Source organism: Candidatus Cytomitobacter primus (assembly GCF_008189405.1).
GTDB classification, from domain to species: domain Bacteria; phylum Pseudomonadota; class Alphaproteobacteria; order CAJXXZ01; family 1604HC; genus Cytomitobacter; species Cytomitobacter primus.
Window position 1 is genome coordinate 293,771 of the sequence record NZ_CP043316.1, and the last position, 22,684, is coordinate 316,454.

Consider the following 22,684-nt stretch of genomic DNA (forward strand, 5'->3'; position numbering starts at 1 on the left):
AATGTTACCGATGTGTTTAACATGAAATTTGAGCCATATATTATTTTTAAGGATGAAAAAAGCAATTTAATTGCTACTTATGGAGATATTAAATATCCAGATATAGATATAAAAGATATTCCAGATAATTTACCAAATGCTCTAATTGCTCTGGAAGATCGTAGATTCTGGAATCATTATGGTATTGATATTTTTAGTATTTTTAGAGCTATATTTAAAAATTTCACCTCAAAGAAAATAGTAGAAGGTGGAAGTACAATTACACAGCAATTAGCAAAAAATCTGTTGTTACATCAAAGTGGAAAGATTCCAGCTAGATCTTATACAAGAAAAATACGCGAAGCTTTATTAGCATTAAAATTAGAATATTATTTTACTAAAGAAGAAATTTTATACTTCTATTTGAATCGAGTATATTTTGGTAGCAGAACATATGGTATCAATGCTGCATGCTGGAAGTATTTTGGAAAATCTGTTAACAAAATCACTTTATATGAATCTGCATGCTTAGTAAGTTTGCTAAAAGCTCCATCAAAATATGCATTTAACGCAGAAAAATTGAATAGTAGAGTCAGTTATGTTTTAGATAATATGGTAGATCAAAGTTATATTACTGAAAATCAAAAAGAAGTTGCGTTATTAAATAAATCTAAATTGATTCATCAAATTAACTATAAATCTATATATTATTTTACAGATTGGGTTGTACGAAACCAGATACCAAGTTGGATTTCAGATATGAAAGTAAATTTAGAAATAATTACTACTATTGATATAAAATTACAACAGCACGCTGATAAAATAGCATCTCAAATTTACAATAATAATAGTGAGAATTGGAATTTTGAACATATTTCATTAATTGCATCTGATTATCAAGGTAAAATCAAAGCGATGATTGGTGGGGTTGAATATTCTAGTGGTGGTTTTAATAGAGCAACTCAAGCATTTAGGCAAACTGGATCTATATTTAAATTTTTTGTATATTTATCAGCTTTACAAAATAATATTACTCCTGGGACTTTAGTTGATGATTCATGCCCTAATATAAATGGATGGTCTCCTAGCAATTATTACCATAAAGAAATGGGGTTTTTGCCTATGGAAGATGGGTTTATTAAATCTATTAATGGAATAACTGTGAGATTAGCAAACCATATTGGAATAGAAAACATTACTAGCCTTTCATCTTATTTGGGCTTGTCTGATACAACAGAAAATAATCTATCTATTTCATTAGGTAGTTCAAGTGCAAGCTTGTTAGAATTAGTAAATGCATTTGGTATAATACCAAATCAAGGAAAAAAATTCAAATCATTTGGCATTACAAAAATTACAGATAAAGATAATAATCAGGTATTATTTAAGTATATTCCAGATAGTAAGGCTGAAATTATTATTAAATCTGATATTGCAAAAGAAATGGGCATTATTATGAAGCAAGTTATTTCACCACGTGGTACTGGAAAGAGTATAAAATTACCCTACCCTGCGGCTGGAAAAAGTGGATCTTCTCAAGAGTATCGTGATTTTTGGTTTATAGGGTTCACTCCTAATTTGATTATTGGAACTTGGTGTGGAAATGATGATTATTTGAAATCTATGAAACTAAATAGAGGACCAAATCCTAGTGTAGTCGCATGGAAAGATTTTGCATCTGGAGTTGAGGTAAATGATTCAGACATTGCAAATTGGAATAAGTTTTTTAAGAGTAATAAAGAATATAAAGCTAAGTTATTAACCTAAAAACTGTTGTTTTATATATAAATGAAAAATAGATTAATTTATATTTTTATATGTACAAATTTATTGTTAATAAATTAATTAAAATTCTCAATTTTAAGGTATATATTAAATAGATTAGTAAAACTTGTATAATGAGTAACAGTTTTCTATAACATTAACACATATTTCGCAATAATTTATGATATTCATATAGCAATTCTATAAGTGTTTTTTTATTGTAATTATTTATTCAACATCACGGCAATAATCTCTTAAGTAATTTGTATTAATATCATTGTTTTTAAAAGTTATAGTATCATTGTTTACACCATCTAACATACTCTGATAATTTGCCTTTATTATAATTTTAAGTATACGGCATGATCTATCTAAAATGTTGATAGCATGGTTTTCTGCTTCTTTGTCTGTTTTAAGTTGTCTATATTGAACAGTAGACTTATTTATAATTTCATCTAATTTTTTATCAAAATCACTAAATATTTCATTAAGTATTTTTTTAGCATCTTTTATTCTTAAGTGCACAGGTCTAAGCTTGAATGCATATTGAATTATATTATCTTTACTGCCTTGAAAAATGCCATTTCCAATAGCAAAATAATCAAATTCAGAGCTTTCATGACCATGTTTGAGTACAACAGCATTATAGTTATCTTGATTTAAATGTATTGATGGTCGAAAATCAATAATTTTTAATTTACACTTATCATCTTTGAAAACAAATCCAAAATTGCCAGTGTTATTATACACATCTCTTAATGAAAAAATTCTATTTATAACATCCATTTTTGTCATTTCATATAAAAAATTTCTTGCAATTATATCTTCTTCAATTTCTCTAACTTGCTTTTCATTAACAAATGGGATTTCTGTTAACTCAAAAAGATCTGCTGTCTTGCGTTTTTTTGCATCTGGCTCAAACTGATCATCATTTTTATTAATTGACCTATTTTCAGTTCTAAGTTCTTCTACCAGTTTTCCAACTAATTCTTGAAGAGCATTATTTTTTGCAATACAATCATATGTCTGAAACTCATCAATATCTTTAGTTGCTATACATACATTTTTTATATCTCTACCATAAAAATGTATATCATTAGGCCCTATAGATGATCCATTATTACCTAGAATAGAAAGTGCATGAAAAATAAAAACTTCATCAAATTCTGCTGGTTTTGCAGTTGAATTAATAGATCCCATTTCATTTTTAGCCCATCCAGCAGCATGGCTTTTTACATGATATTTTATTTGATCAGCATTTTGTAGAGAAACTATTGCTTTGAACCCAAGCTGAACTCCATCTTTTTTTTCTTGAAAACTCACACTACATCCCTTATATAAGTTTGAAAAATAATCTTCAGTATGCTTCTTAATCCATATTTCTGGAATCTCATCCATTTCATATTTTAATGCATTAACTTTACCATTTAATTCAAATAAAGTTGATTTTGTATTATACCTTGATAAACTATTTAGGTAGTTGCTCATCCCTTTAAAATTAAATCTTTTAGCTTGATCATCAGGCGCAATATAAGGATTTCTTAAATCATTAAATCCATTTATTCCACCGTTGAATCTATTAACCATTTGGTCAAACTTATCTTGTCCAATTATTCTGATGAATTCGTTAGCATCTGGCAAATCATTACTTTGTTTTTTTGCAAATGCTTGTAATGGAGTTTCAGAAACTGGTGTAGGTATAGGTTGCGTTGGAGTATGAAATTGCACCGAACTTTTAGCTGAAGCAGGAGTTGGAGTCACTGTTTGACTTTGACCAGATTGTTCAGTTTGAGTTGATCTTTGTAAAATAGGAGTTTCAGGATCTTCTTGTATAGGCTCATCTTGTGCATCTGTATACGATAACTCTCTATCTGTTTTATCAGATGATTGCATATGCATGTCAGATTGAACTCTTGCACCTATTGGTATAGCAGTAGGAGTATCAACTGCATCCAAATTATTGATACATAAAATCAATATTAAAAATGATAATCTTTGCATAATTGCATGATATCATATAATATTTTGTTTATGAAGTTATTGTATTAATAGTTAATTTAATTTTAAATGATTGATAGTTACGTTGGAATATATCGGCAATTTAAAGCTTACTCAGTTATTCAAAGAATAAATTAGCTTGATATTATATATTAATTAATATGACATTTTTAAATATGGGTTAGATCTTTTTAATGAATCAACCATTTCTCGTTCTACATGTGTTTTGCACCATGGATTTATGCGAATGTGTTTTTGCATATTAGCATGATTACTAAATGCTATAATAGAAAACAATAATAACATAATTTTATTTTATAACTTGATAATTAATATATTATTAATCACTACTTTTAGTTTCATTATATATACTATAACTTAATGAAATAATTAATAGAGATATACCAATGAATAATGATTTAAAACATAATTTATCTCCTAATTTTAAGCTAAGAAATAAAGAAATTGGAAATGATAAAAATCTTAACGATTGTAAGGAAGAAATATCTGTTAGTTCATACGCTTTTAATATGAAATACACTAATAAATTGCCTAAAACACCTTGAATAAAGTAAAGCAGTAATTGGTATGATGAAATGCATTTCCATAATGTAATAGCAAATGGCAAACTGATTAATGCAACTCCAACTGATGAAAAAAACAATAAATTAGTAATGCCTTCATTATCATTTAATAAATGCTTATTAATGATATCAGATGTAGCATATAAAATAGCAGCTAATGCCATTGCTATGATAACTAATATATTTATAAATTCTATATACTGTATAGCAACAATACTAATTCCAATAATACCTAATAATATAGATAATAATCTTCCTTTTAATGATTCTCCAAGAAATAAATATGCAATAATTGATACAAACAATGGTATAGAAAATTCCATGAATGTTGCAAAGATTAAAGTTCCATTATCAACCCCATAAGTCCATAAAACCATTGGTATAAATAATAAAACAGACCTGATAGCGTGCTTGGTTAATTTATGACTATCTATATGACGTGTTTTCTGCATCATAAAAAAAGGAAATAATATCATAGCACTTGATATGAATCTTAGAAAAATAGCTTGAAATGCACTAATATCTATTGCTTCATTTACAGAAATATACCTTAAAATAAAATCATTAAAAAATCCACATAAAATTGATATTACAAACCAAGTAGAGGCTTTAATATAATTACTAAGCATGATTGAGCTTTTTCTGATCATTTTTTAGGATAAATTTAATCCAATGCTCTTGTATGAATTTATTGTCAGATGCAATTTTAATGGAAGCAAGGCATAATTTACATTTATGACTAGTATTATCTAGCTGATTTTGTAAAGTTTTTTCACTCACTTCATTTAATTCAAATAATCTTATCATTATTAAATCTTTTAAATAGGATTTATAAGCTTTTTGGCAATATTCGACCATTATTCTTGTAGAATACCCCTTTACATATTTAGCAAACCAATCTCCATCAATAAAACTTTTTTTTAATAATAATACCTCATTTAATTCCTCTTGCTCAGAAATACAGTTATTCTTTTTAGCGCTAGTGAAGGAAATTAAAAAGATAAAAATAAAAGATAAAAACCTCATCCATATAATGTATCATATTTAGTCTTTAGTTGCAATTTTCTCATACTCATACGATAAATTATGTACAGATATAATCCAAATTAACATGCAAAATACTACAATATATATAGTGTAATAGGATATATATATTTGATTTCCAGAAGGAACAATCATTAATAATAAAGCTTGAATATATCCACTTGTTGCTTTAGATAATTTTCCACCAAATACATCAATCATTGCTTTTCCTTTTAGTCGCTCTTCTTTTCCTAACGGTATATATGCAATTTCTTTGATAGGATCAAACAAAGCATATTTTAAAAACCTATTACATATATAGTAAATTGCACCTATAATTGCAATTATTCTTAAATTTGATTTGTTAAATATATGCATATAAATACCAGAATTAAATAATGCTATATAAAAGACTGTTGTTAATACTATTAAACTAACAGGGATTAACATTGCGATAGTTCTCCAAGATGCTTTTTTCATTAATTGTTTAGGAAAATAAAATAATAGTATTGATAGTATGCCAGATATCATATAAATTATCCCCATATAGCTAGCATAGGATTCTGCATTTCCAACTGATAGTTTTAATATCGATTTCCATGTTACTTCAATTAAATTGCTTGTCATGTGATAGCAAAAAACTAATACCATCATATACCTTAAATATTTTGATTTAATGAAAATATTTATCATATCATAAAACTTAAATTTAGATTTAGTTGGTTTGATTTCAATTGCATCATAAGTATTATGTAGTACTTTTGTGAATATAAATTTATATAATAAAATAATGCACACAATACTAATTGATATTATTATGCTCATTAAAGATATTTTATATTGAAAGTTGGATGAAAAAAGGTATGAAACTAAGCCTCCTCCTGAAACCATTCCTAAACTTCCAAATATTCCAAAATAAACATAGTTTTTCTTAGCTTCTTTTATTGTATTAATATTATTTGCAAATTGCCAAAATATTAAATTTAATGCTACAGATGACCATAATTCTGAAAATATATAAAATAATGCGTTAGACCAAGATCCATATAAAATTAAAAGCCATTTTAAGTGTTCATTATTTTTTATTAATAAATTTATTGAGTTAGGATCAGGATGTAAATGCATTCTTACAGGGTGTAAAAAAGCATATAATGTGAAGAAAAGCATGAAAGAAAACATGATTATATAAATGATTTTATTACTTTTAACTGTAAGGCTCACTTTTGTATAAAAATATACAAAAACCATAGAGATAGGCATAACTAAAAATGATTTTATAAAATGCACAACTTCAATACTAGAGTTATCTGAAAATAATAATGTATCTTTAATAACTCTTAAAACAGCATTATTAAATAGCGTTAAAGTTATAATAGACAATAAACAAACAAATTTTTTAGACTCACTGATAATTTTATTACTTAAATCCATACAATTACTGCTAACTTCAAAACGATCATATTTAATTCTACTACTAAAATAGAATATGTCTAGGTTAATTATACCAGTCTAGTAAAAACTTGACTGGTTTTTCTTTGAACTTTTTCATTATTTTATTTGAATCTATTAATAACTCATCTAAACTATTTATACTATTATTTAATTTTGGGAGAGAAACCAAAAAGAAATCTTGTAAATTTGATTTACTATCTTTTATTGCATAGTTCATATTTCCTAATATATTGTTTGTTTTATCAAGCGCTTTATTTGCGTTATCTATGAGTTTGTCAAATTTATTTGATATATTATTTATATTTTTTAGAATATTATTCAATAATTTTAAATCAATAGCATTTAATTTCTTAATTAAGCTTGATGATTGGTCAGCAATTAGTGGGGCATTATTCATTATTTTTACCATTCCAGATTTTCTAGATGGTATGCACAATGTATTATTTTTATGAATTAATTTATATTCTTTAGATTGAACTAAATTAACGTATTTATGTCCTGAAAATCCTTGTGATTCTATTTGAGCAACTTTATTTTCTACATTCATTTTATTATGTATTAGAGCTTTAATATCTATTTGATCATTTTCATAATTAATAGAAATATTTTTTATGTGCCCTATATTTACACCATTAAATAGTATAGAAGATCCAATTTCTAACCCACTAATATTTTCATCAAAACTAATATTATATAGTGATTTCTTTTGAAAATAATGAAGATTAATTAATAAATAAAGTATAATCGGTGCGGTTGCAAATAGGATAAAAGCTAATACTTTTTTATCCAAAAAATTTTTATTAAAATTTAACATAATCACTTTCCTTAATTGATTGCTCATCAAATTGTACTATTTTTTTATTTTCTAATACATAATATTTATGAGATTTAATAAAATTATGGGTTATGCATATAACAGAAGTTGAGTTTGGTAAGCTCCAAATTAAATTTTCAAACTGTTTAGAGCTTATTGCGTCTAATCCTGAAACTGGCTCATCTAATATTAATAGTTCTGGATCTATAGATAATGCTCTAGCTAATGCAACACGCTTCATCATTCCTCCTGAAAGCATATGAGGGTATTTATAGCAATCTTTTTCAGATAAACCTACTAATAATATTTTATTTAATGCTAATTCAAATGCTAATTGCCAGCTGAAATTTGAAATATACCTTAAAGGCATTGCAACATTTTCAATAACAGTTTTATCACTTAATAAAGCACTATTTTGTGGTTGTAACCCCATTTTCAATTTAATATTTGATAAATCAAAAGGCTCATTTTTCCATAATATTTTTCCAGAATGTATTGGAATAAAACCAAGCAATATATTTGCAAAAGATGTTTTTCCTGACCCTGACCTACCCATTAATGAAATGATTTCACCTTTATTAATTGTAAAATCTAAGTTTTGATGAATTATTTCATCTTGCATATATGTTGTGATTTGCTCACATTTTAGCAAAGATTTCATTATATTATACTCCCATTTTCGTACATATAAACATAACAATCATATCAAATATAATTATTCCACTTATTGAATATATTACAGCTTTTACAACAGATTTTCCTAAATTTTCTGTTCCAAATTCATATAATATTCCAGCAGAGCACATTGTAAGCCCTAACCACCATCCAAATATAATAGATTTAGCTTGTGAAATAATAAAATTAGGCATATTGATAAATTCCATAATATGATTAAATGCAAAAATTAAATTATAATTAGATAGAGTTGAATATGCTATTGTTCCAAATAAAATTGAGAAAAATAATGCATAAATATTCATTAATGGCATAATCAAAATGCAAGCAAGCCATTTTGGTTTTAATACAATATTTTCTGAAATATTCATTAATTCTAGCATTTTTAGCTCAGAATTAATTTTTTGAGCTGAAATTTTTGCAGTAATAGATGTAACACATTTGCTAGCTATTAAAATTGCTGTCATTATAGGCATCATTTCTCTCAAAGCAAAGGATATAAAGAAATGCATTGTAAATGCTTCAACACCTAGATAATGAAGTTGTGCATAACTTTCTAACACAATAGCAATTCCTAAAACAGAGCACATAATAGAAATCAAAAGAACACTATTCATCCCAAGCTCTGTAAAATCTGTAATAAAATAATCTTTAAAAGCTTCTTTTTGCGCAACAGTTAATCTGATTTTTTTTAGTAGTTTAATTTGCATTTTAATAATTTTCATCATAAAGCTATGTTCTACAGGCTTTATAATTTGATGCTTTTCATAATTAATTTTTGACTGATCATTAGAATTATATTTATCAATAATATATTGGACGTTAATTGACACATTTCCAAGATTTTCTACTTTTTTGCTTTTTTGTATTATTTTTAAAAGTAATGGAATGCTTGAATTAGTCCATACACCCTTTAAAATTAATATATCATTATAATATTCATATTTATGCATTCAACTCAATTATATATCATATTTATACATAAATCATGAGCAAATAATAAATATTTTAGTTATATAATACATCAATATATAATGAATTACTAATGAAATTATAGATAAAGTATGTTTTTTATATAAATCGTTTTTATATATATTTGTTTTGTATAAATCATTATTTAAGTTTACATTTTTTATTAGGTTTTTGGTGGGTTTTTCAAAACTGTTCATAAATTTTTCTACTGAAAATGCAGTGATTATACTAGATAATATTAGGCTCATTGCTCCAATGTAATAATGTTTTTGTATCATGAAATATAGTGCTGAGAACTTTGCAATAAAACCTGGTGTGATTGGGAAACCTATTAAAGATAATGCTGCATATTTACAAAGCCACGACTGCTTATCATCAACCATAAGAAAAAGAGTTGATTTAGTCCAAATATGATGAGTCAAATATAAAATTGTAAGGCCAAAATTCATTTGATTATGAAATTCAAAAACTGCTATATTTAAAATAATTCCTATTTGACTCATAATATGAAAGCTAAGAATTTTCTTACTATTTAAAGATTTATAAGCTAAGATTGCACCAATAATTGCGCTCAAAATACTAATTGCTCCTAATCCAACACTGCATAATAAGCTTAGGATAGTTGAAGTATTAGCATAAAGATTCTCATGATTATGCATAATAATATCACTATGCTTAGTATGGTTATTATATAAGCTTGAAAGTAATATTATGATTGGGTTTACTATTGATTTGCTTAATCCTTTATTAACACTATTAGATAAATTATACATTCCACTTGATAACCATGGCATTAATACTAATATAGAGTAGACTGAGATTTTTGTAATCAATCCAGATGCCCAGAATAATATTTGGTTTGGTATTTTTGAATATAGAGCAATCCATAATCCGAATGGGTATGCACCTGCTTTTATCAAGAATCCTAGTAGTAATATATATGCATTGAAAAATGGTTTTTGGTTATAAAAAATTCCTAAATGACCATTTTCTAAATAAAACAAGCAAACACCAAAAAACAAAATAAAACTCGCTAACATTTGATACTTTAAATATAATTTCCAGTGAGGATATTGTGATTTAATCAAACAAAATACAAATCCAGATAATAACACTTCATATCCAACATACATATTGAAAAAATCTGTTGTAGAAGTGATTTTATATATTCCATATAAACTAGTAAGCAACCCAACTGATAAATCAGGATTCAAAAACAAAGCAAAAGCAGTTAATATGCTTGATGAAATTGTAATAAACACACCTATATTATGTGGTACTACTTGTATATATTTACTATCAAAATTATATAAAGATTTATCATATACAAGCATAAATACTGAACATAAAATAAACACACATTGAATTTTATAATATTTATTGAAAGTAGTGCTTTTATTACTTTCATGAGCTATTTGTAATAAAACTATTAAATAAGTAATAAACAGTAATAAACTAATAATCATTTTTTGATCAATAACGCTATCATGCCTAAACTTATCACAATCGAGGTTAAAAGAAGAGATTGTTCTAGTAAATTTGCGCCTATATTCATGTACAATAGGAATAAGTTAATGGATTGACCAATCAGAATATAACCCAATACTGCAGCTGTTTTTCTTTGCTTTATAAAGTAGATGCCAAAAGACATTAGAATCAAAATACTTAACATATTTTATTTTCCAGCTTCAATTTTAATTGTGAATTGATTAATGAATAGTATAGTAAGTTATAATTGATAATGTATATTAAGGCATTTATATGATTTTCATTTATTTTGCTTATATTCATTTATTTATAATCACTTTCTTTTGCAGATGATTCACAGTAATTATTATTTGACATAAGAATTGAGATACCAAACCATATAACTAAAGCAACACCTGCATCAAATAGCCATTTTTGATTTAAAAATGGAATATCAATAAGTTGACTATAAAGCAAAAGCATAGAAAAGAAAAAACATACCATGCTTATATATAAAATTCTTTTTTGTACCAGAAGATATGATAAGGTATTTTGCAAATTAAACCCTAATGCAAATAGAACCCCGGCTGTAAACCCTCCACTCACATCAAATTGACTAGCAACATAGAATCCAACTATATAAAACAAAAATTTATTCGAGAGGTAAAAATATAAAAATAAGCATATAGGCACTGTATAATATAAATTAAAAAATTCTGTATTTGCTAAGCAAGCAATCCCAGACCCAAAACATATTTTTTGTAATAGCTTGATAATAGTATTTTTTTTATATGGATTATTATTAACATTAATTTTCTTAATACTACTGCTCATGCTTACCTTTTGAATGTTTATATTTTCCATATTTTAAGATTAATGTAATAATATTTTTGCATTTTTAGGTGAATAACCTAATGTCCACATTGCTTTAGTTTCAAGTAAATCAATATCATTACTCTGCATAAGTGAAATATGATTTTTTACATGTGATATTTCATTTTTTATTTTATTTAATTCTATATTAATAGTATGAATCGCTGTATTTGTAAATTTGATTGATGAGTTAATTTTAATATTCTGCATTACAAGAAATATAATTAAAGCAAATTGAAATGCGAATTTAATAATAAACCTTACTTTCATAATTTTATCCTACTCCCATTGGAATTTAATTAATCTCCATTGATTCTTTCATTTTAGATTAACCTCAATATTCCTTTTTATGCACAGGAATATTATTACCCATATCTAAAAATTTTTGCCTTCTAGTTTTTTTAAGCATATAAGCATCTTGTTTAATCAGTTTTTTAAGATGCTTCATAATATATTTTTTGGTTGTATTCATAGCTTGATCTCTGAATTTATGAGATCCACCAATTGGCTCTGGTATGATTTCATTAATCATGCCAAATTTATGCAAATCTTGAGCTGTAAGCTTTTGTGATTCTGCAGCGCGTTCTTTAAAATTTTGATCTTTCCATAATATAGCAGCACACCCTTCAGGTGAAATAACAGAATAAATCGAATGTTCTAGCATTAAAACAACATTAGAAAGCGCTAAAGATATTGCACCTCCAGAACCACCTTCTCCAATAATAACACTAATATTCGGCACTTCTAAACTGGAGCATAATTCTAAACACTTAGCTAAAACATGCCCCTGCCCTTGCTCTTCTGAAATAACTCCAGGATATGCACCACTAGTATCTATTAATGTTAATACAGGAATTTTTAATTCATTGGCAACTTCCATTAATCTATAAGCTTTTTTATATCCTTGAGGCAATCCCATACCATAATTATGTTTAGCTCTACTTTTTATGTCATGACCTTTTTCATGTGCAATAACCATAACTGATTGATTATCAATTTTGCCTATCCCACCTATAATAGCATTATCATTTGCATTGCACCTATCACCACATAATTCAAAGAAATCTTCAAATATAGTATCTATATAATCTAATCCATGAGGCCTATTAGGATGCCTAGCAACCTGCACCTTTTGCCATGGAGTTAAGTTTTTATATAATTCTTCTAATTTTTTGATCAATTGTTTTTCTAAATTTATAACTTCTAGAAATGTTGTATCTCCACCATCAGTAATAGATTTCAGCTCAGAAATCTTTTTCTCAATTTCGTATAACCCTTCTTCAAAATTTAATACATGCATATAACTAATTAATTATTAGCATATTTTAAAAATAAAATCACTATTCCATGATATCCATAAATGATTTTTCTAATTTTTTATCTTCAATATGAGTGTATATACTTGTTGTATCAAGGTTTTTATGCCCTAGAACTTGCTGTAAATCTTTCAAATTACAATCATTAGCTAAAACATGTGATGCAAAACTATGTCTAAGACTGTGAGGAGTAATCTTTTGATCTATATTATGTTTGATTCTCCATTTTGCAAGAATATGTGCACATGTTTGAGAGCCAAGCCTTTTAAACAATTGTTTCCCTATAAATAAAGGGCTTTTTTGATCATATTTCATAGGATATCTTTCTAAATATTCTGTCATCCATGTTTTTATAATTGCAAAAATAGGCACTTTTCTAATAACCTTTCCTTTTCCATTAATTTCTAAATTATCTTTTGCTTTTACCCAATCCGCAATATTTAAATTCAATGCTTCACTCACTCTCATTCCACTTCCATATAACAATCCCCATAAGGCTCTATTTCTATATGAAATCCAAGTTTGATCAACTTTACAAAGATCCTCTATTATTTTTTTTGGTACAGATTTTGGAAATGTTTTAGGAGTTTTAATACTCAATGCTATAAAAATATCTTTATAATTTAGAAACTTAAATAAATTTCTCCACGCTGAAATTAGTCTCCTTTGTGAAAATGGACTTAAGTTTATCTTACGCCTTTCAGAGTATAAAGCTCTGAAATCCAACCTCGTTAATTTTTTCAATATATCTAAAGAGATATTTTCATTTCTATATTGAATAAAAAAATCGATAGACAACTTAATATCATATAAATATGACATGACTGTATTAATCTGTTTTGCTTCTATATAAATTAAATTATATGCAAACTCTTTCATTTTATCATGAAAATCCACATTTGTATTAAATGATGTAATTATTTTAAATATTTTTTCATATTCAGGATTGGAAATAAATTCCTTACTTAGCAAAATCTGCAATACCTTTTTCTGTTAATTCATGATTGAAAAGCTCTCTAATGATCTTAGGAGATATGGTTGAAATATGTGCACCAGCCACTGCTGATTTTTGTGCATGCTCCACATTACGTATTGATGCAGCAATAATTTTTGTTTTAATATTATTCATATCATAAATTTTGCGTATATCTTGTATGATTTCAAATGGGTTATCTCCTCTATCTTCTAGCCTTCCAACAAAAACAGACACATATTTTGCTCCTATATTACCAGCTAAGATTGCCTGATTTACGCTGAATACTAAAGTAACATTAACATCTAGCCCTTTTTTGATAAATTGACTTGCATATCCAAAACAATCTATGCATGGAGGTATCTTTAGAATTAACTTATCTTTATGCTCAAATACTTTTGAAATCTGACTAGCAAACATTATAGGATTTGTTGTTTTTGGTTGATAGCTTATTTTATACCCTGTATTTTTATATAGTTCTAAAGCGTGAGACATATTATCATTTGTTAATAATTTAGGGTTTGTAGTTATACCAGATATTAAACCTGAATCAATTAGAGAATATATCTCTTGTGAATCAGCAGAATCTATAAAAATCATCATACTTATATTATGTACTTAGAATTTAATATTGCAAGAAAAATTTAACTTTCAATTATTTTTTCACTGATGCATATAATAGCTTATGTATATAAATCCATATAAAATTAGAAAGGCTAGGAAATACAAAGAATGCCATTTATAATCTTGTAGTGAGTGTTATTATAACAAATATTATTATAGGGTCAGATCATAGAGGATTTGAGTTAAAAGAATATATTATAAAAAATAAAAACAAGGTTATACAAAATGATTTGCATCCGCAAAACAAAGAAATGATTGATATAGGATGTTATGACAATAAAGAAATAGACTTTACTGATATTGTGTTTGATATGATTGATAAATGGGCACATGACTCTATTGGAATATTAATTTGTAAAACTGGTATTGGAATGAGTATTTGTGCTAATAGGTTTCCAAATATTAGAGGAGCAATTTGTAAAAATAGTGATGATATAATATCAGCACGCAGCCACAATAATGCCAATGTATTAATTTTAGGTGCTCAAAATGATAATGATGAGATTATCGAGATGATTAATTTGTTTATCGATACAGAATTCAGAAATGATGCTAAATATAGCAGGAGAGTAGATAAAATAAGCCAAATAAAATAATAATTTGGGAAATAAAAATTAATAAGGGAAACAGTTAGTTAGAAAAATTAAATCAAATGTTTAAATTTGTGTATAAATATAATTTATAATTAGCACTATTTATTATAAAAATTATAAAAGAAGAGTGGAGTATGAAAGCTATAAACACTAGCATAATTCGTTAAAGCTTTAGGTATAAACATTTATTTGTAAATATGTAATATATTTTCTTTGAAATCTGGGTCTACGCTTACTTCAACAAACAAACTACCCTTCCCCCATTTAGTCATTAGCTCAGCACGTGCAGCAGATCCAATTTCTTTAATCATGCTTCCTCTATTGCCTACAATAATTTTTTTATGATTTTTATTATATATAATTATTTCTACATACAATTCCCAAGCTTTTTCATTGTCAAAACTCCACTTACGAGGCACAACAGCTAAATGAAATGGAATTTCCTCATGAAGCAAGTAAAATGCTTTTTCTCGTACATACTCTGCACCAATCCACTCTTTAGTTAAGTTTGTTTTTTCATTTTCATCAAACAGCCAATTTCCATCTTTTGCTTCTTTAAACATATCTTCTAGCAAAACATCAACTCCATGCTGATTGTTTGTAGAGGTAAGATGAACTCCATCAGTATACCCTTTATCTTTAATCCACTGCGTGATTTTAAGTAAATCAGCATTTTTCACAGCATCTGATTTATGAATTGTTATAAATAATTTCTTTTCAGATTTCAATGCCAATTCTAATAATATTTCAGTTCCAATTTTAAGTGGTTTTGCAGCATCAATTACTAATAAAATAGCTTCAACATCTTTTAATGCATTTTTTAAAGATGAAGATAAATGTTTACCCCATACCCCACTTGGTCTTGCGAATCCTGGAGTATCTACGAAAACAATTTGTGAATCATCTTTAGTGATCGATCCAAAAACTGCATTTCTAGTTGTATGAGGTTTAGAAGAAACAATACTAACTTTTGTATCTAACCAATAGTTTAATAAGCTAGATTTACCAACATTAGGAGATCCTATAATAGCAATTTGTGCAACTTTTTTATTCATTATATTACTGTACCATTTGAATCAATAAGTTTATATGGGAAAGGCAAAAGTAAAAATCTATATAAAAATTATTTGTTATACAACAAACTGTTTTTACATAATGTGTTTCATATTTTATATTGATAGTTTTATGTATTAATGGTTTTAATATAATAATTTTTTACAATAAATAAATCACTCATTTTTATAATATAATTAAACTACCTAAAAATAACTTGTTATTAAATTAATTATTTAACACTTAAGATTTTCATACAGTCCATAAGCCAGGATCAACTACTTTTTCATCATATATATGATTTAATAATTGAGCGAAATACTCTAATGTTCCATGTTGATTTAACAATATATCAGTACCATTAGAAGTTTCAGGGCCATATCCACCTTCGCCAAAACTTCTTTTTTCATTAATAAATTGAAATGCAGCATTTAGTAATGCAGGATTCTGTATATATTGCACAAACTCAGATAATGTTGAAACTATCTTATTGCTATTATGTAACAGCTTAGATATCATATGAATTTTGAAATTATCTGTTATATTCAAACCTAATCCCTCTCCATCAGATAATGTAGTGAAAATATAAATACTAAAATAATTCATTAGAATTAGCGCTAACTTCTGCTTATATGCATTAAACATTTCATCAGAAATATTCACTCTATTCATTTGATCAATTTGCTTTTTAGTATTACATAAAAATAATTCGAAATATTCAAAATATGCATTCATTATATAATCAATGTGACCTATCTTTTTATCCTCACTAATTGATGTATTATTCCTAAAAGATCTTTCTAGGGCATCAATACTGTTAATAAGTGCAAATAAGAAATTCTCGTTATTATTTAGTAAATCATTTCCGTTCATTGCATATTTTAAAAAAGCATTCTGAGTAAGTGGATCATATTGATCATATTTTTTCATTACACTTCTAGAAAATCTAACAATGAATTGTAATAGATTAATTTGCTGATCTAATTGTGATGAACTTATTTGTTGAGAAGGGTTTTCATTTTGGATAGAGCTTATATATTGTGTGAATAAAAATGATACTATATTGTTTAACATTTCTGATTTAGTTTCATCAATAAGCATATAATCCAACCATCCTAATTTCATACTTAATGAGTTTAAGTCTGTTACAGAGCTAGATATTTCATTCAAATCAAAAGTAGAAACAGCAAGATATTTTTTCAAACTATCATCATAACTAACAGCTCCATATTTAATAAATAAATCTACTACTTGTTTATTTAAATCTTGAGAATTATTAGCATTCACTAAACTATTAAACTTATTTACATATATTTCAACAACTTCTCTTATGTCATTGATTGAATTATTATAATAAAGGGTTATACAAATGTTTTTCAGTAAATTATAATCTTTAATAGTTGTATATCCAGCAATATTTGGCTTGTTTTCTGGCAAATTCACATATCTAGCTATAATATTAGTATCTATATCTATATTTCGCGTAATTAATGCCCTTAAATATTGATTTTGATTACTTTCAATGTTTTCATACATTTCAAGTCCAACGACTAACTGTATAGCTAATTCTGTGATAAATGCTTTTTGAGAAATTGGTGGATTATTTTCTTGGTCATGTAACTTTAAAGCCCTATTAATTAATTCACATACTAATTGTGTTTTATGGTGTGTAGTTAAATTTTTAATAGAAATTTGATTATTTTGTGTATTAAATGCTTCTAAAATGCTTTCTGAATAGTTATCCCAAATATTTTCAATATATATAAATCCATTGTTTACATTATTAATTAGATCGCTACTTATTATAACTGGTGCAATAATCCTAAATAACTGATCTGAGTATATTGGTTGTGATCCATATATTTCTCTTATATAACTGAAATAATCATATGCTAACTTCTGATGATTTGCATTGCTCACATAGCTATTTATATGCATAATTGCATCTAATGCATCATTATTTATTTTATCTATTTTACAATTTGACAACATTATAATATGCTTAATTATTTTCATTGCATATTCTGGTTCAATATAGTTGGTTCCTAATTTTTTTAAATGCTCTACAGTATATGCTGTGAATGTAAAATTGATATTGTTCTTTTTGCTTTCACCTATCGCATAAGCACTTAACGCATCATTTCCATATATCATTCGATCGCGTATATCAACAATTAACTCCCTTAACTTTAATGCACCAGTTGGCCTACTCATCTCACCTTTGATCCAACGAACTTCATTAGCTATGCTACCAGATTTATTTTTATTAAAAGCAGAATCAACATGCCTATCAATTTCTTCTGCTTCTTTTAATATTTTTCCTGCTTTATAGTTAATCGAATTTGCAACTCCCATTAATGCACCATCAGATTGAAGGTCCATTTTTATTTGATTAATATTTGCATTAATATCACCATTAGGCTGTAATGCTTGAAGTATCAAGCTCATTTTGCTTCCAATATCACCATCAATTTCTAGTATTTTCTTAATACAATCAACTTGATTTGCTAGTGTATCATCTTTTTCTTTATTTAATTGATCTTGTACATATTCTAATATTTCTCTAAAAGTTTTAATCTGATTTTGGCTTGAGTATGGATCTGGATTCATTTGTGTATCAATATTATTAACTTTTGAACTTATATCTTTAATTGCGATATCAAAAGGCCCTCCAGCTCTTACCGCTTGTGATATGAAAGTTACCTTCTCATTTATTTTATCTGTTTTTCCACTGACTGTATCTAACTTTGTATTTGTTTGAGCAATTTTACCATTTACTACTTTTGCTACAGTATTCGTATCATCTACTTTTATAGATATTGTATTAACTTTTGTCTGTGTGGCATCTGCCTTATTATGCAACTCATTCACTCTTTTCAAAGTTTCACTTACAAGCCCTTTAAGTAATTTTGGGTCATTAATATTAGATACCTCACGCAATATTTGATTTAGTATAGCTTGGAAATCAATTGTATCACCTCCATTAGGTATGAAAAATGCAACTAAAGCTGCTTTAATATGATCTTGCATAATTTTATCATTATCATTTCCTTCTAAAATCTCTAGCATGTTTTTCAACATATTTTGACCTTCTATACCATCAGTAAAAAATCCCTTGATTTCTCCACAACACTTTTCTAATGCTGATAATATTTCATCATTCAAAGATTTGTTATTTTGAATTTTTGTGAGTATTTCTGCTAAATCACCAAAAATCTCTCCCATTTTATCTACAGATATTTCCCCTATTTTATCTGATAATTCTTTAATACTTAATTTAATAGCTTCATTTTGCTGATTAACATTAGTAACACCTTCTAGAATTTCACGTTTATTTTCTTCTTGGTTATAGTGATTTAAAATACTACTCATTGAATTATTTATCGATTCATCTATTTTTGCTTCATGACAAATAAAATCCATAATATCTTTTCTACGATCTTCAGTGCTAAATGCATTTTTCAAACCACTATCATCAAGCACTTTATACTGCATAGCTAATGATTTTATAATTTGAAAAAACTTTACTACATCTTGTAAATATGTAAATTCATCATTATTTAAATCACCATGAATTGGTTTTTCTATAAGCTGCTGATTTGACACATTAATATTTAAAACATGATGGTTTTCTCCATCTTGTATTGTATTTAAATGTCTGATTGGATCAATATCGAATTCATGGATAACTCCTTTAGAGTAATTATATGAAAACACCCTATCTATATCTTTTTCATTTCTAATACATCGTAGTCTATACGCAACAATTCCTTTTTGTTTTTGCAGATGAGATGATAAACCATCAAAGACAACTCCATTTAAATTTATTAATTTATGGCTATCTAGGCCTACCCACCCTTGCAAACATGGGGTAGAATTTTCTATTAAATTTGTACAAATTTGAATTTTTTCTAAATCTTCTGCAGAAACTGCACTATTAACCTTTAATATACATATAACCATGAAAGGAAGTATTTTATTATTACAATGCATTTTCACTCCTTATTTTTTACACAAAAATTAATATATAACTCACTGTATATAAATTCATATAAAAACTATTATAATTTTAAATAAAATTACTTAAATTTTGATTATAATTTACTTATAAATATACTAGAAAACAAACATAATAGTTTATTAATAGTTAATAGTTTTAGGAATAAAGATTATATATTATATTTTCAAGTTACAAACAATTGTCAAAACTGAAAAATGTATATATTATTGATCAAATGGATGGGTTACTATTTGATCAAGTCATTAAAAATGCTAAAGAATTTGCTGATATAGAGCAAGCATTTGAATATTGTACGGATTTTTATAATAAGCAAACAAACTTACTGACTGAAAGTACGAACGAGGATCCTGATACTCAAATACAAGTGCATTACCCATATATCGGATTAATTATCAAAGATGGTGATCATTCACATTATTATGGGAATACAATCACACACCCAGTTATGCTAAAAGAAGCATACTTAAATCAAATTAAGAAAATCATCAAGCAAAATACAGAATTTAAAATCTTAATTGGAGAATCGTATTATCCTATGTCATTAGCTTTTGTATGTGAAGATTTATTTAATAGCTTAAAAATAGAAAAAACTATTAGCATGCCATGTATCGCTAGAATCAGAAAAGGGATGCAAGAAATAGAGCATGGTAAAGATATTAATAGAATTGGGTTTTTTCATGCTGAGCATATTGATTATTGCTTAAATAGGCTACACCACTACTGCGGCTCACATGCCAAACATTTTCAAAATAATATTATAGTTACAAATTATAAGATGTATATAGATTTTTTTATAGAAGATGGTAAGAAATGGGTTGATGAAGGAATATATGATTGTATTATTGGGCCAGATATAGAGTATTCAAAATCACAGAATCACTTTGCTGATAACATATCTCTACCACAAATGCCTGCTTATCATTTAAAGAAAGCTAATGGAGATGGAATTACTATTATTAATGTTGGTGTAGGCCCTAGTAATTCAAAAAATATTACAGATCATTTGGCTGTGTTGCCCTCAAAGTCATGGCTTATGCTTGGTCATTGTGCTGGATTAAAGAACACACAAAAGCTTGGTGATTATGTAATAGCTCAAAATTATGCAAGATATGATAATGTGCTGGATAAATATGTTTCAAATAAAATACCAATACCAAGCTCAACAGCAATAACTAAACAATTAGAAAAAAATGTTAAGAAATTTAAATTTAATGGAGAGCAAGTTTATCAAGGCACAGTAATAACAACTGCTGATAGGAATTGGGAATTAGATTGTGATATGGTTAATGAGTTTATAGACTCTAAAGCAATTGCAATTGATATGGAATCTGGAACTATCGCAACAAACGCTTTTAGGTTTTCTGTATCATGTGCTGCATTTTTATGTATTTCTGATATGCCATTACATGGTAAATTAAAACTTAGAGGAATGGCGAAGAATTTCTATCAAACAAAAGTAAGGCATCATTTTAATATAGGAATGAATGCAATTCGTGATTTATACAATGATTAATCATGCATATAGAAATCATAATTAAAAACTTATAAATTAATATAATATATTCAAAGAGTTTGACTAAATTACTAGATTTTTGTTTGAAGTCGCACTATAGTATTGTTAAAAAAAAACTAATAATTTACGATAGAGTGATATTTATATGAACGATAAGCATGATTATTACAGTCAAAATATTCATAATCCAAATAGAGTAGAAATCTATCCATCTATTTTTGCATTCCAAACTTTGAATATTGGTAATGAGATCAAAAAATTTGACCAAATCACAAGTGGATTACATATAGACATTATTGATGGTAAATATGCAAATAATTTTGGATTTCCAATTTATATGATAAAAATGATTCAACAGTATACAAGCAAACCTATTCACATACATGCTATGGCATTTATTGATACTTATATTGGAGAAATAATTGCATGTCGCCCTCAATTAGTTTTTTTTCACCTTGACTCAACTAAAAATCCTGATCAAATCATTGAAGCTTTACATAATCATAATATTCAAATTGGAATTGCAATTTCTAATTTTGGAGAAATAGAAAAATACAATAAGATATTACAACAAAATATAATAGATAGAAAAAGAATTAATAATTTACTATTCATGACAGTAATACCTGGCAAATGTGGTCAAAAATTTATAGATAATAAAACAGAAGAGATACAGCAACTTAGAACAGCATTTCCCCAAGCAAATATTATACTTGATGGAGGAATTAATCCTAATATACTTAAATTGAAGAATATTAATCAAAATATTAACGGAGCTGTGATCGGATCAGCTTTATATAAACACAACATTACAGAATTTTCAAACATATTGTAGAATTTTTAAACATCATATTAATCACACTTTATACGCTTATTTGCCTACTACTAATTTTCAGAGTTTACCTACCTAACTTTAGAAATATTTTTAATAAATAACTTTAACAGTTTTGAAAATATGCTTTCAATTATAATTATTTTTATATTTTATTT

At 26.5% G+C, this 22,684-nt stretch carries 20 protein-coding genes; 4 read left to right on the forward strand and 16 right to left on the reverse strand.

The window, feature by feature from the left end:
• Positions 1-21: 21 nt before the first annotated feature.
• Positions 22-1,746, forward strand: a complete 1,725-nt coding sequence (locus tag FZC34_RS01310) for a transglycosylase domain-containing protein (RefSeq protein WP_187440066.1) — start codon at positions 22-24, stop codon at positions 1,744-1,746.
• A gap of 225 nt (positions 1,747-1,971) precedes the next feature.
• Here the strand turns inward: FZC34_RS01310 and FZC34_RS01315 are convergent, their stop codons facing one another.
• The 14 genes from FZC34_RS01315 to FZC34_RS01375 form a co-directional block, all read right to left on the reverse strand.
• Positions 1,972-3,744 (reverse strand): hypothetical protein, encoded by a 1,773-nt coding sequence (locus FZC34_RS01315; RefSeq protein ID WP_148971662.1) that lies wholly within the window; start codon positions 3,742-3,744, stop codon positions 1,972-1,974.
• 153 nt (positions 3,745-3,897) lie between these two features.
• Complete coding sequence (locus FZC34_RS02820; RefSeq protein WP_187440067.1) at positions 3,898-4,047, reverse strand: hypothetical protein; 150 nt, start codon at positions 4,045-4,047, stop codon at positions 3,898-3,900.
• A gap of 34 nt (positions 4,048-4,081) precedes the next feature.
• Entirely contained in the window at positions 4,082-4,954 is an 873-nt protein-coding gene (locus FZC34_RS01320; protein WP_187440068.1) for a DMT family transporter, read from the reverse strand.
• Positions 4,947-5,351, reverse strand: coding sequence for a hypothetical protein (locus tag FZC34_RS01325; RefSeq protein ID WP_148971664.1), 405 nt, complete (start codon positions 5,349-5,351; stop codon positions 4,947-4,949). Before FZC34_RS01325 ends, FZC34_RS01320 begins: the two co-directional genes overlap by 8 nt.
• An 18-nt stretch (positions 5,352-5,369) precedes the next feature.
• On the reverse strand, positions 5,370-6,779 hold the full coding sequence (locus tag FZC34_RS01330) for an Npt1/Npt2 family nucleotide transporter (protein ID WP_148971665.1): 1,410 nt from the start codon (positions 6,777-6,779) through the stop codon (positions 5,370-5,372).
• Positions 6,780-6,843: 64 nt separating this feature from the next.
• The gene (locus FZC34_RS01335; protein ID WP_187440069.1) at positions 6,844-7,614 is read right to left on the reverse strand and encodes an MlaD family protein; all 771 of its coding nucleotides are present in this window, start codon (positions 7,612-7,614) and stop codon (positions 6,844-6,846) included.
• Positions 7,601-8,275 carry an ABC transporter ATP-binding protein gene (locus FZC34_RS01340; protein WP_148971667.1) on the reverse strand — a complete coding sequence of 225 codons (675 nt, stop codon included), beginning with the start codon at positions 8,273-8,275 and terminating at the stop codon, positions 7,601-7,603. The genes FZC34_RS01335 and FZC34_RS01340 overlap by 14 nt, the downstream gene beginning before the upstream one ends.
• Before the next feature lie 4 nt (positions 8,276-8,279).
• The gene (locus FZC34_RS01345; protein WP_148971668.1) at positions 8,280-9,242 is read right to left on the reverse strand and encodes an ABC transporter permease; all 963 of its coding nucleotides are present in this window, start codon (positions 9,240-9,242) and stop codon (positions 8,280-8,282) included.
• Between the two features lie 33 nt (positions 9,243-9,275).
• Positions 9,276-10,619, reverse strand: coding sequence for a proton-conducting transporter transmembrane domain-containing protein (locus FZC34_RS01350; RefSeq protein WP_187440070.1), 1,344 nt, complete (start codon positions 10,617-10,619; stop codon positions 9,276-9,278).
• Between the two features lie 433 nt (positions 10,620-11,052).
• The gene (locus FZC34_RS01355; protein WP_148971670.1) at positions 11,053-11,562 is read right to left on the reverse strand and encodes a hypothetical protein; all 510 of its coding nucleotides are present in this window, start codon (positions 11,560-11,562) and stop codon (positions 11,053-11,055) included.
• A 39-nt stretch (positions 11,563-11,601) separates the two neighbouring features.
• Positions 11,602-11,871 carry a hypothetical protein gene (locus FZC34_RS01360; RefSeq protein WP_148971671.1) on the reverse strand — a complete coding sequence of 90 codons (270 nt, stop codon included), beginning with the start codon at positions 11,869-11,871 and terminating at the stop codon, positions 11,602-11,604.
• A gap of 64 nt (positions 11,872-11,935) precedes the next feature.
• Positions 11,936-12,901, reverse strand: a complete 966-nt coding sequence (locus FZC34_RS01365) for an acetyl-CoA carboxylase carboxyltransferase subunit alpha (protein WP_148971672.1) — start codon at positions 12,899-12,901, stop codon at positions 11,936-11,938.
• 40 nt (positions 12,902-12,941) lie between these two features.
• The gene (locus FZC34_RS01370; protein WP_187440071.1) at positions 12,942-13,898 is read right to left on the reverse strand and encodes a tyrosine-type recombinase/integrase; all 957 of its coding nucleotides are present in this window, start codon (positions 13,896-13,898) and stop codon (positions 12,942-12,944) included.
• Entirely contained in the window at positions 13,879-14,493 is a 615-nt protein-coding gene (locus FZC34_RS01375) for a transaldolase family protein (RefSeq protein ID WP_148971675.1), read from the reverse strand. The genes FZC34_RS01370 and FZC34_RS01375 overlap by 20 nt, the downstream gene beginning before the upstream one ends.
• Before the next feature lie 149 nt (positions 14,494-14,642).
• On the opposite strand from FZC34_RS01375, the gene FZC34_RS01380 reads away from it, so the two are divergent.
• Positions 14,643-15,110, forward strand: a complete 468-nt coding sequence (locus FZC34_RS01380) for an RpiB/LacA/LacB family sugar-phosphate isomerase (protein ID WP_187440072.1) — start codon at positions 14,643-14,645, stop codon at positions 15,108-15,110.
• Between the two features lie 182 nt (positions 15,111-15,292).
• Here the strand turns inward: FZC34_RS01380 and era are convergent, their stop codons facing one another.
• Together era and FZC34_RS01390 are read right to left on the reverse strand one after the other, a co-directional pair.
• The gene (gene era / locus FZC34_RS01385; protein WP_148971679.1) at positions 15,293-16,162 is read right to left on the reverse strand and encodes a GTPase Era; all 870 of its coding nucleotides are present in this window, start codon (positions 16,160-16,162) and stop codon (positions 15,293-15,295) included.
• 250 nt (positions 16,163-16,412) lie between these two features.
• Positions 16,413-20,153 carry a hypothetical protein gene (locus tag FZC34_RS01390; protein ID WP_148971681.1) on the reverse strand — a complete coding sequence of 1,247 codons (3,741 nt, stop codon included), beginning with the start codon at positions 20,151-20,153 and terminating at the stop codon, positions 16,413-16,415.
• Positions 20,154-20,395: 242 nt separating this feature from the next.
• Here FZC34_RS01390 and FZC34_RS01395 point away from each other — a divergent pair, with 242 nt between their 5' ends.
• Both FZC34_RS01395 and FZC34_RS01400 read left to right on the forward strand, forming a co-directional pair.
• The gene (locus FZC34_RS01395) at positions 20,396-21,694 is read left to right on the forward strand and encodes an AMP nucleosidase (RefSeq protein ID WP_148971682.1); all 1,299 of its coding nucleotides are present in this window, start codon (positions 20,396-20,398) and stop codon (positions 21,692-21,694) included.
• Between the two features lie 145 nt (positions 21,695-21,839).
• The gene (locus FZC34_RS01400; RefSeq protein WP_148971684.1) at positions 21,840-22,529 is read left to right on the forward strand and encodes a beta/alpha barrel domain-containing protein; all 690 of its coding nucleotides are present in this window, start codon (positions 21,840-21,842) and stop codon (positions 22,527-22,529) included.
• The last annotated feature ends 155 nt before the right edge of the window (positions 22,530-22,684 follow it).

Coding starts and splice junctions, on each gene's coding strand:
- FZC34_RS01310 (WP_187440066.1), top strand. CDS start 22: ATGAAATTTGAGCCATATATTATTTTTAAGGATGAAAAAAGCAATTTA.
- FZC34_RS01315 (WP_148971662.1), bottom strand. CDS start 3,744: ATGCAAAGATTATCATTTTTAATATTGATTTTATGTATCAATAATTTG.
- FZC34_RS02820 (WP_187440067.1), bottom strand. CDS start 4,047: ATGTTATTATTGTTTTCTATTATAGCATTTAGTAATCATGCTAATATG.
- FZC34_RS01320 (WP_187440068.1), bottom strand. CDS start 4,954: ATGCTTAGTAATTATATTAAAGCCTCTACTTGGTTTGTAATATCAATT.
- FZC34_RS01325 (WP_148971664.1), bottom strand. CDS start 5,351: ATGAGGTTTTTATCTTTTATTTTTATCTTTTTAATTTCCTTCACTAGC.
- FZC34_RS01330 (WP_148971665.1), bottom strand. CDS start 6,779: ATGGATTTAAGTAATAAAATTATCAGTGAGTCTAAAAAATTTGTTTGT.
- FZC34_RS01335 (WP_187440069.1), bottom strand. CDS start 7,614: ATGTTAAATTTTAATAAAAATTTTTTGGATAAAAAAGTATTAGCTTTT.
- FZC34_RS01340 (WP_148971667.1), bottom strand. CDS start 8,275: ATGAAATCTTTGCTAAAATGTGAGCAAATCACAACATATATGCAAGAT.
- FZC34_RS01345 (WP_148971668.1), bottom strand. CDS start 9,242: ATGCATAAATATGAATATTATAATGATATATTAATTTTAAAGGGTGTA.
- FZC34_RS01355 (WP_148971670.1), bottom strand. CDS start 11,562: ATGAGCAGTAGTATTAAGAAAATTAATGTTAATAATAATCCATATAAA.
- FZC34_RS01360 (WP_148971671.1), bottom strand. CDS start 11,871: ATGAAAGTAAGGTTTATTATTAAATTCGCATTTCAATTTGCTTTAATT.
- FZC34_RS01365 (WP_148971672.1), bottom strand. CDS start 12,901: ATGCATGTATTAAATTTTGAAGAAGGGTTATACGAAATTGAGAAAAAG.
- FZC34_RS01375 (WP_148971675.1), bottom strand. CDS start 14,493: ATGATGATTTTTATAGATTCTGCTGATTCACAAGAGATATATTCTCTA.
- era (WP_148971679.1), bottom strand. CDS start 16,162: ATGAATAAAAAAGTTGCACAAATTGCTATTATAGGATCTCCTAATGTT.
- FZC34_RS01390 (WP_148971681.1), bottom strand. CDS start 20,153: ATGCATTGTAATAATAAAATACTTCCTTTCATGGTTATATGTATATTA.
- FZC34_RS01395 (WP_148971682.1), top strand. CDS start 20,396: ATGGATGGGTTACTATTTGATCAAGTCATTAAAAATGCTAAAGAATTT.
- FZC34_RS01400 (WP_148971684.1), top strand. CDS start 21,840: ATGAACGATAAGCATGATTATTACAGTCAAAATATTCATAATCCAAAT.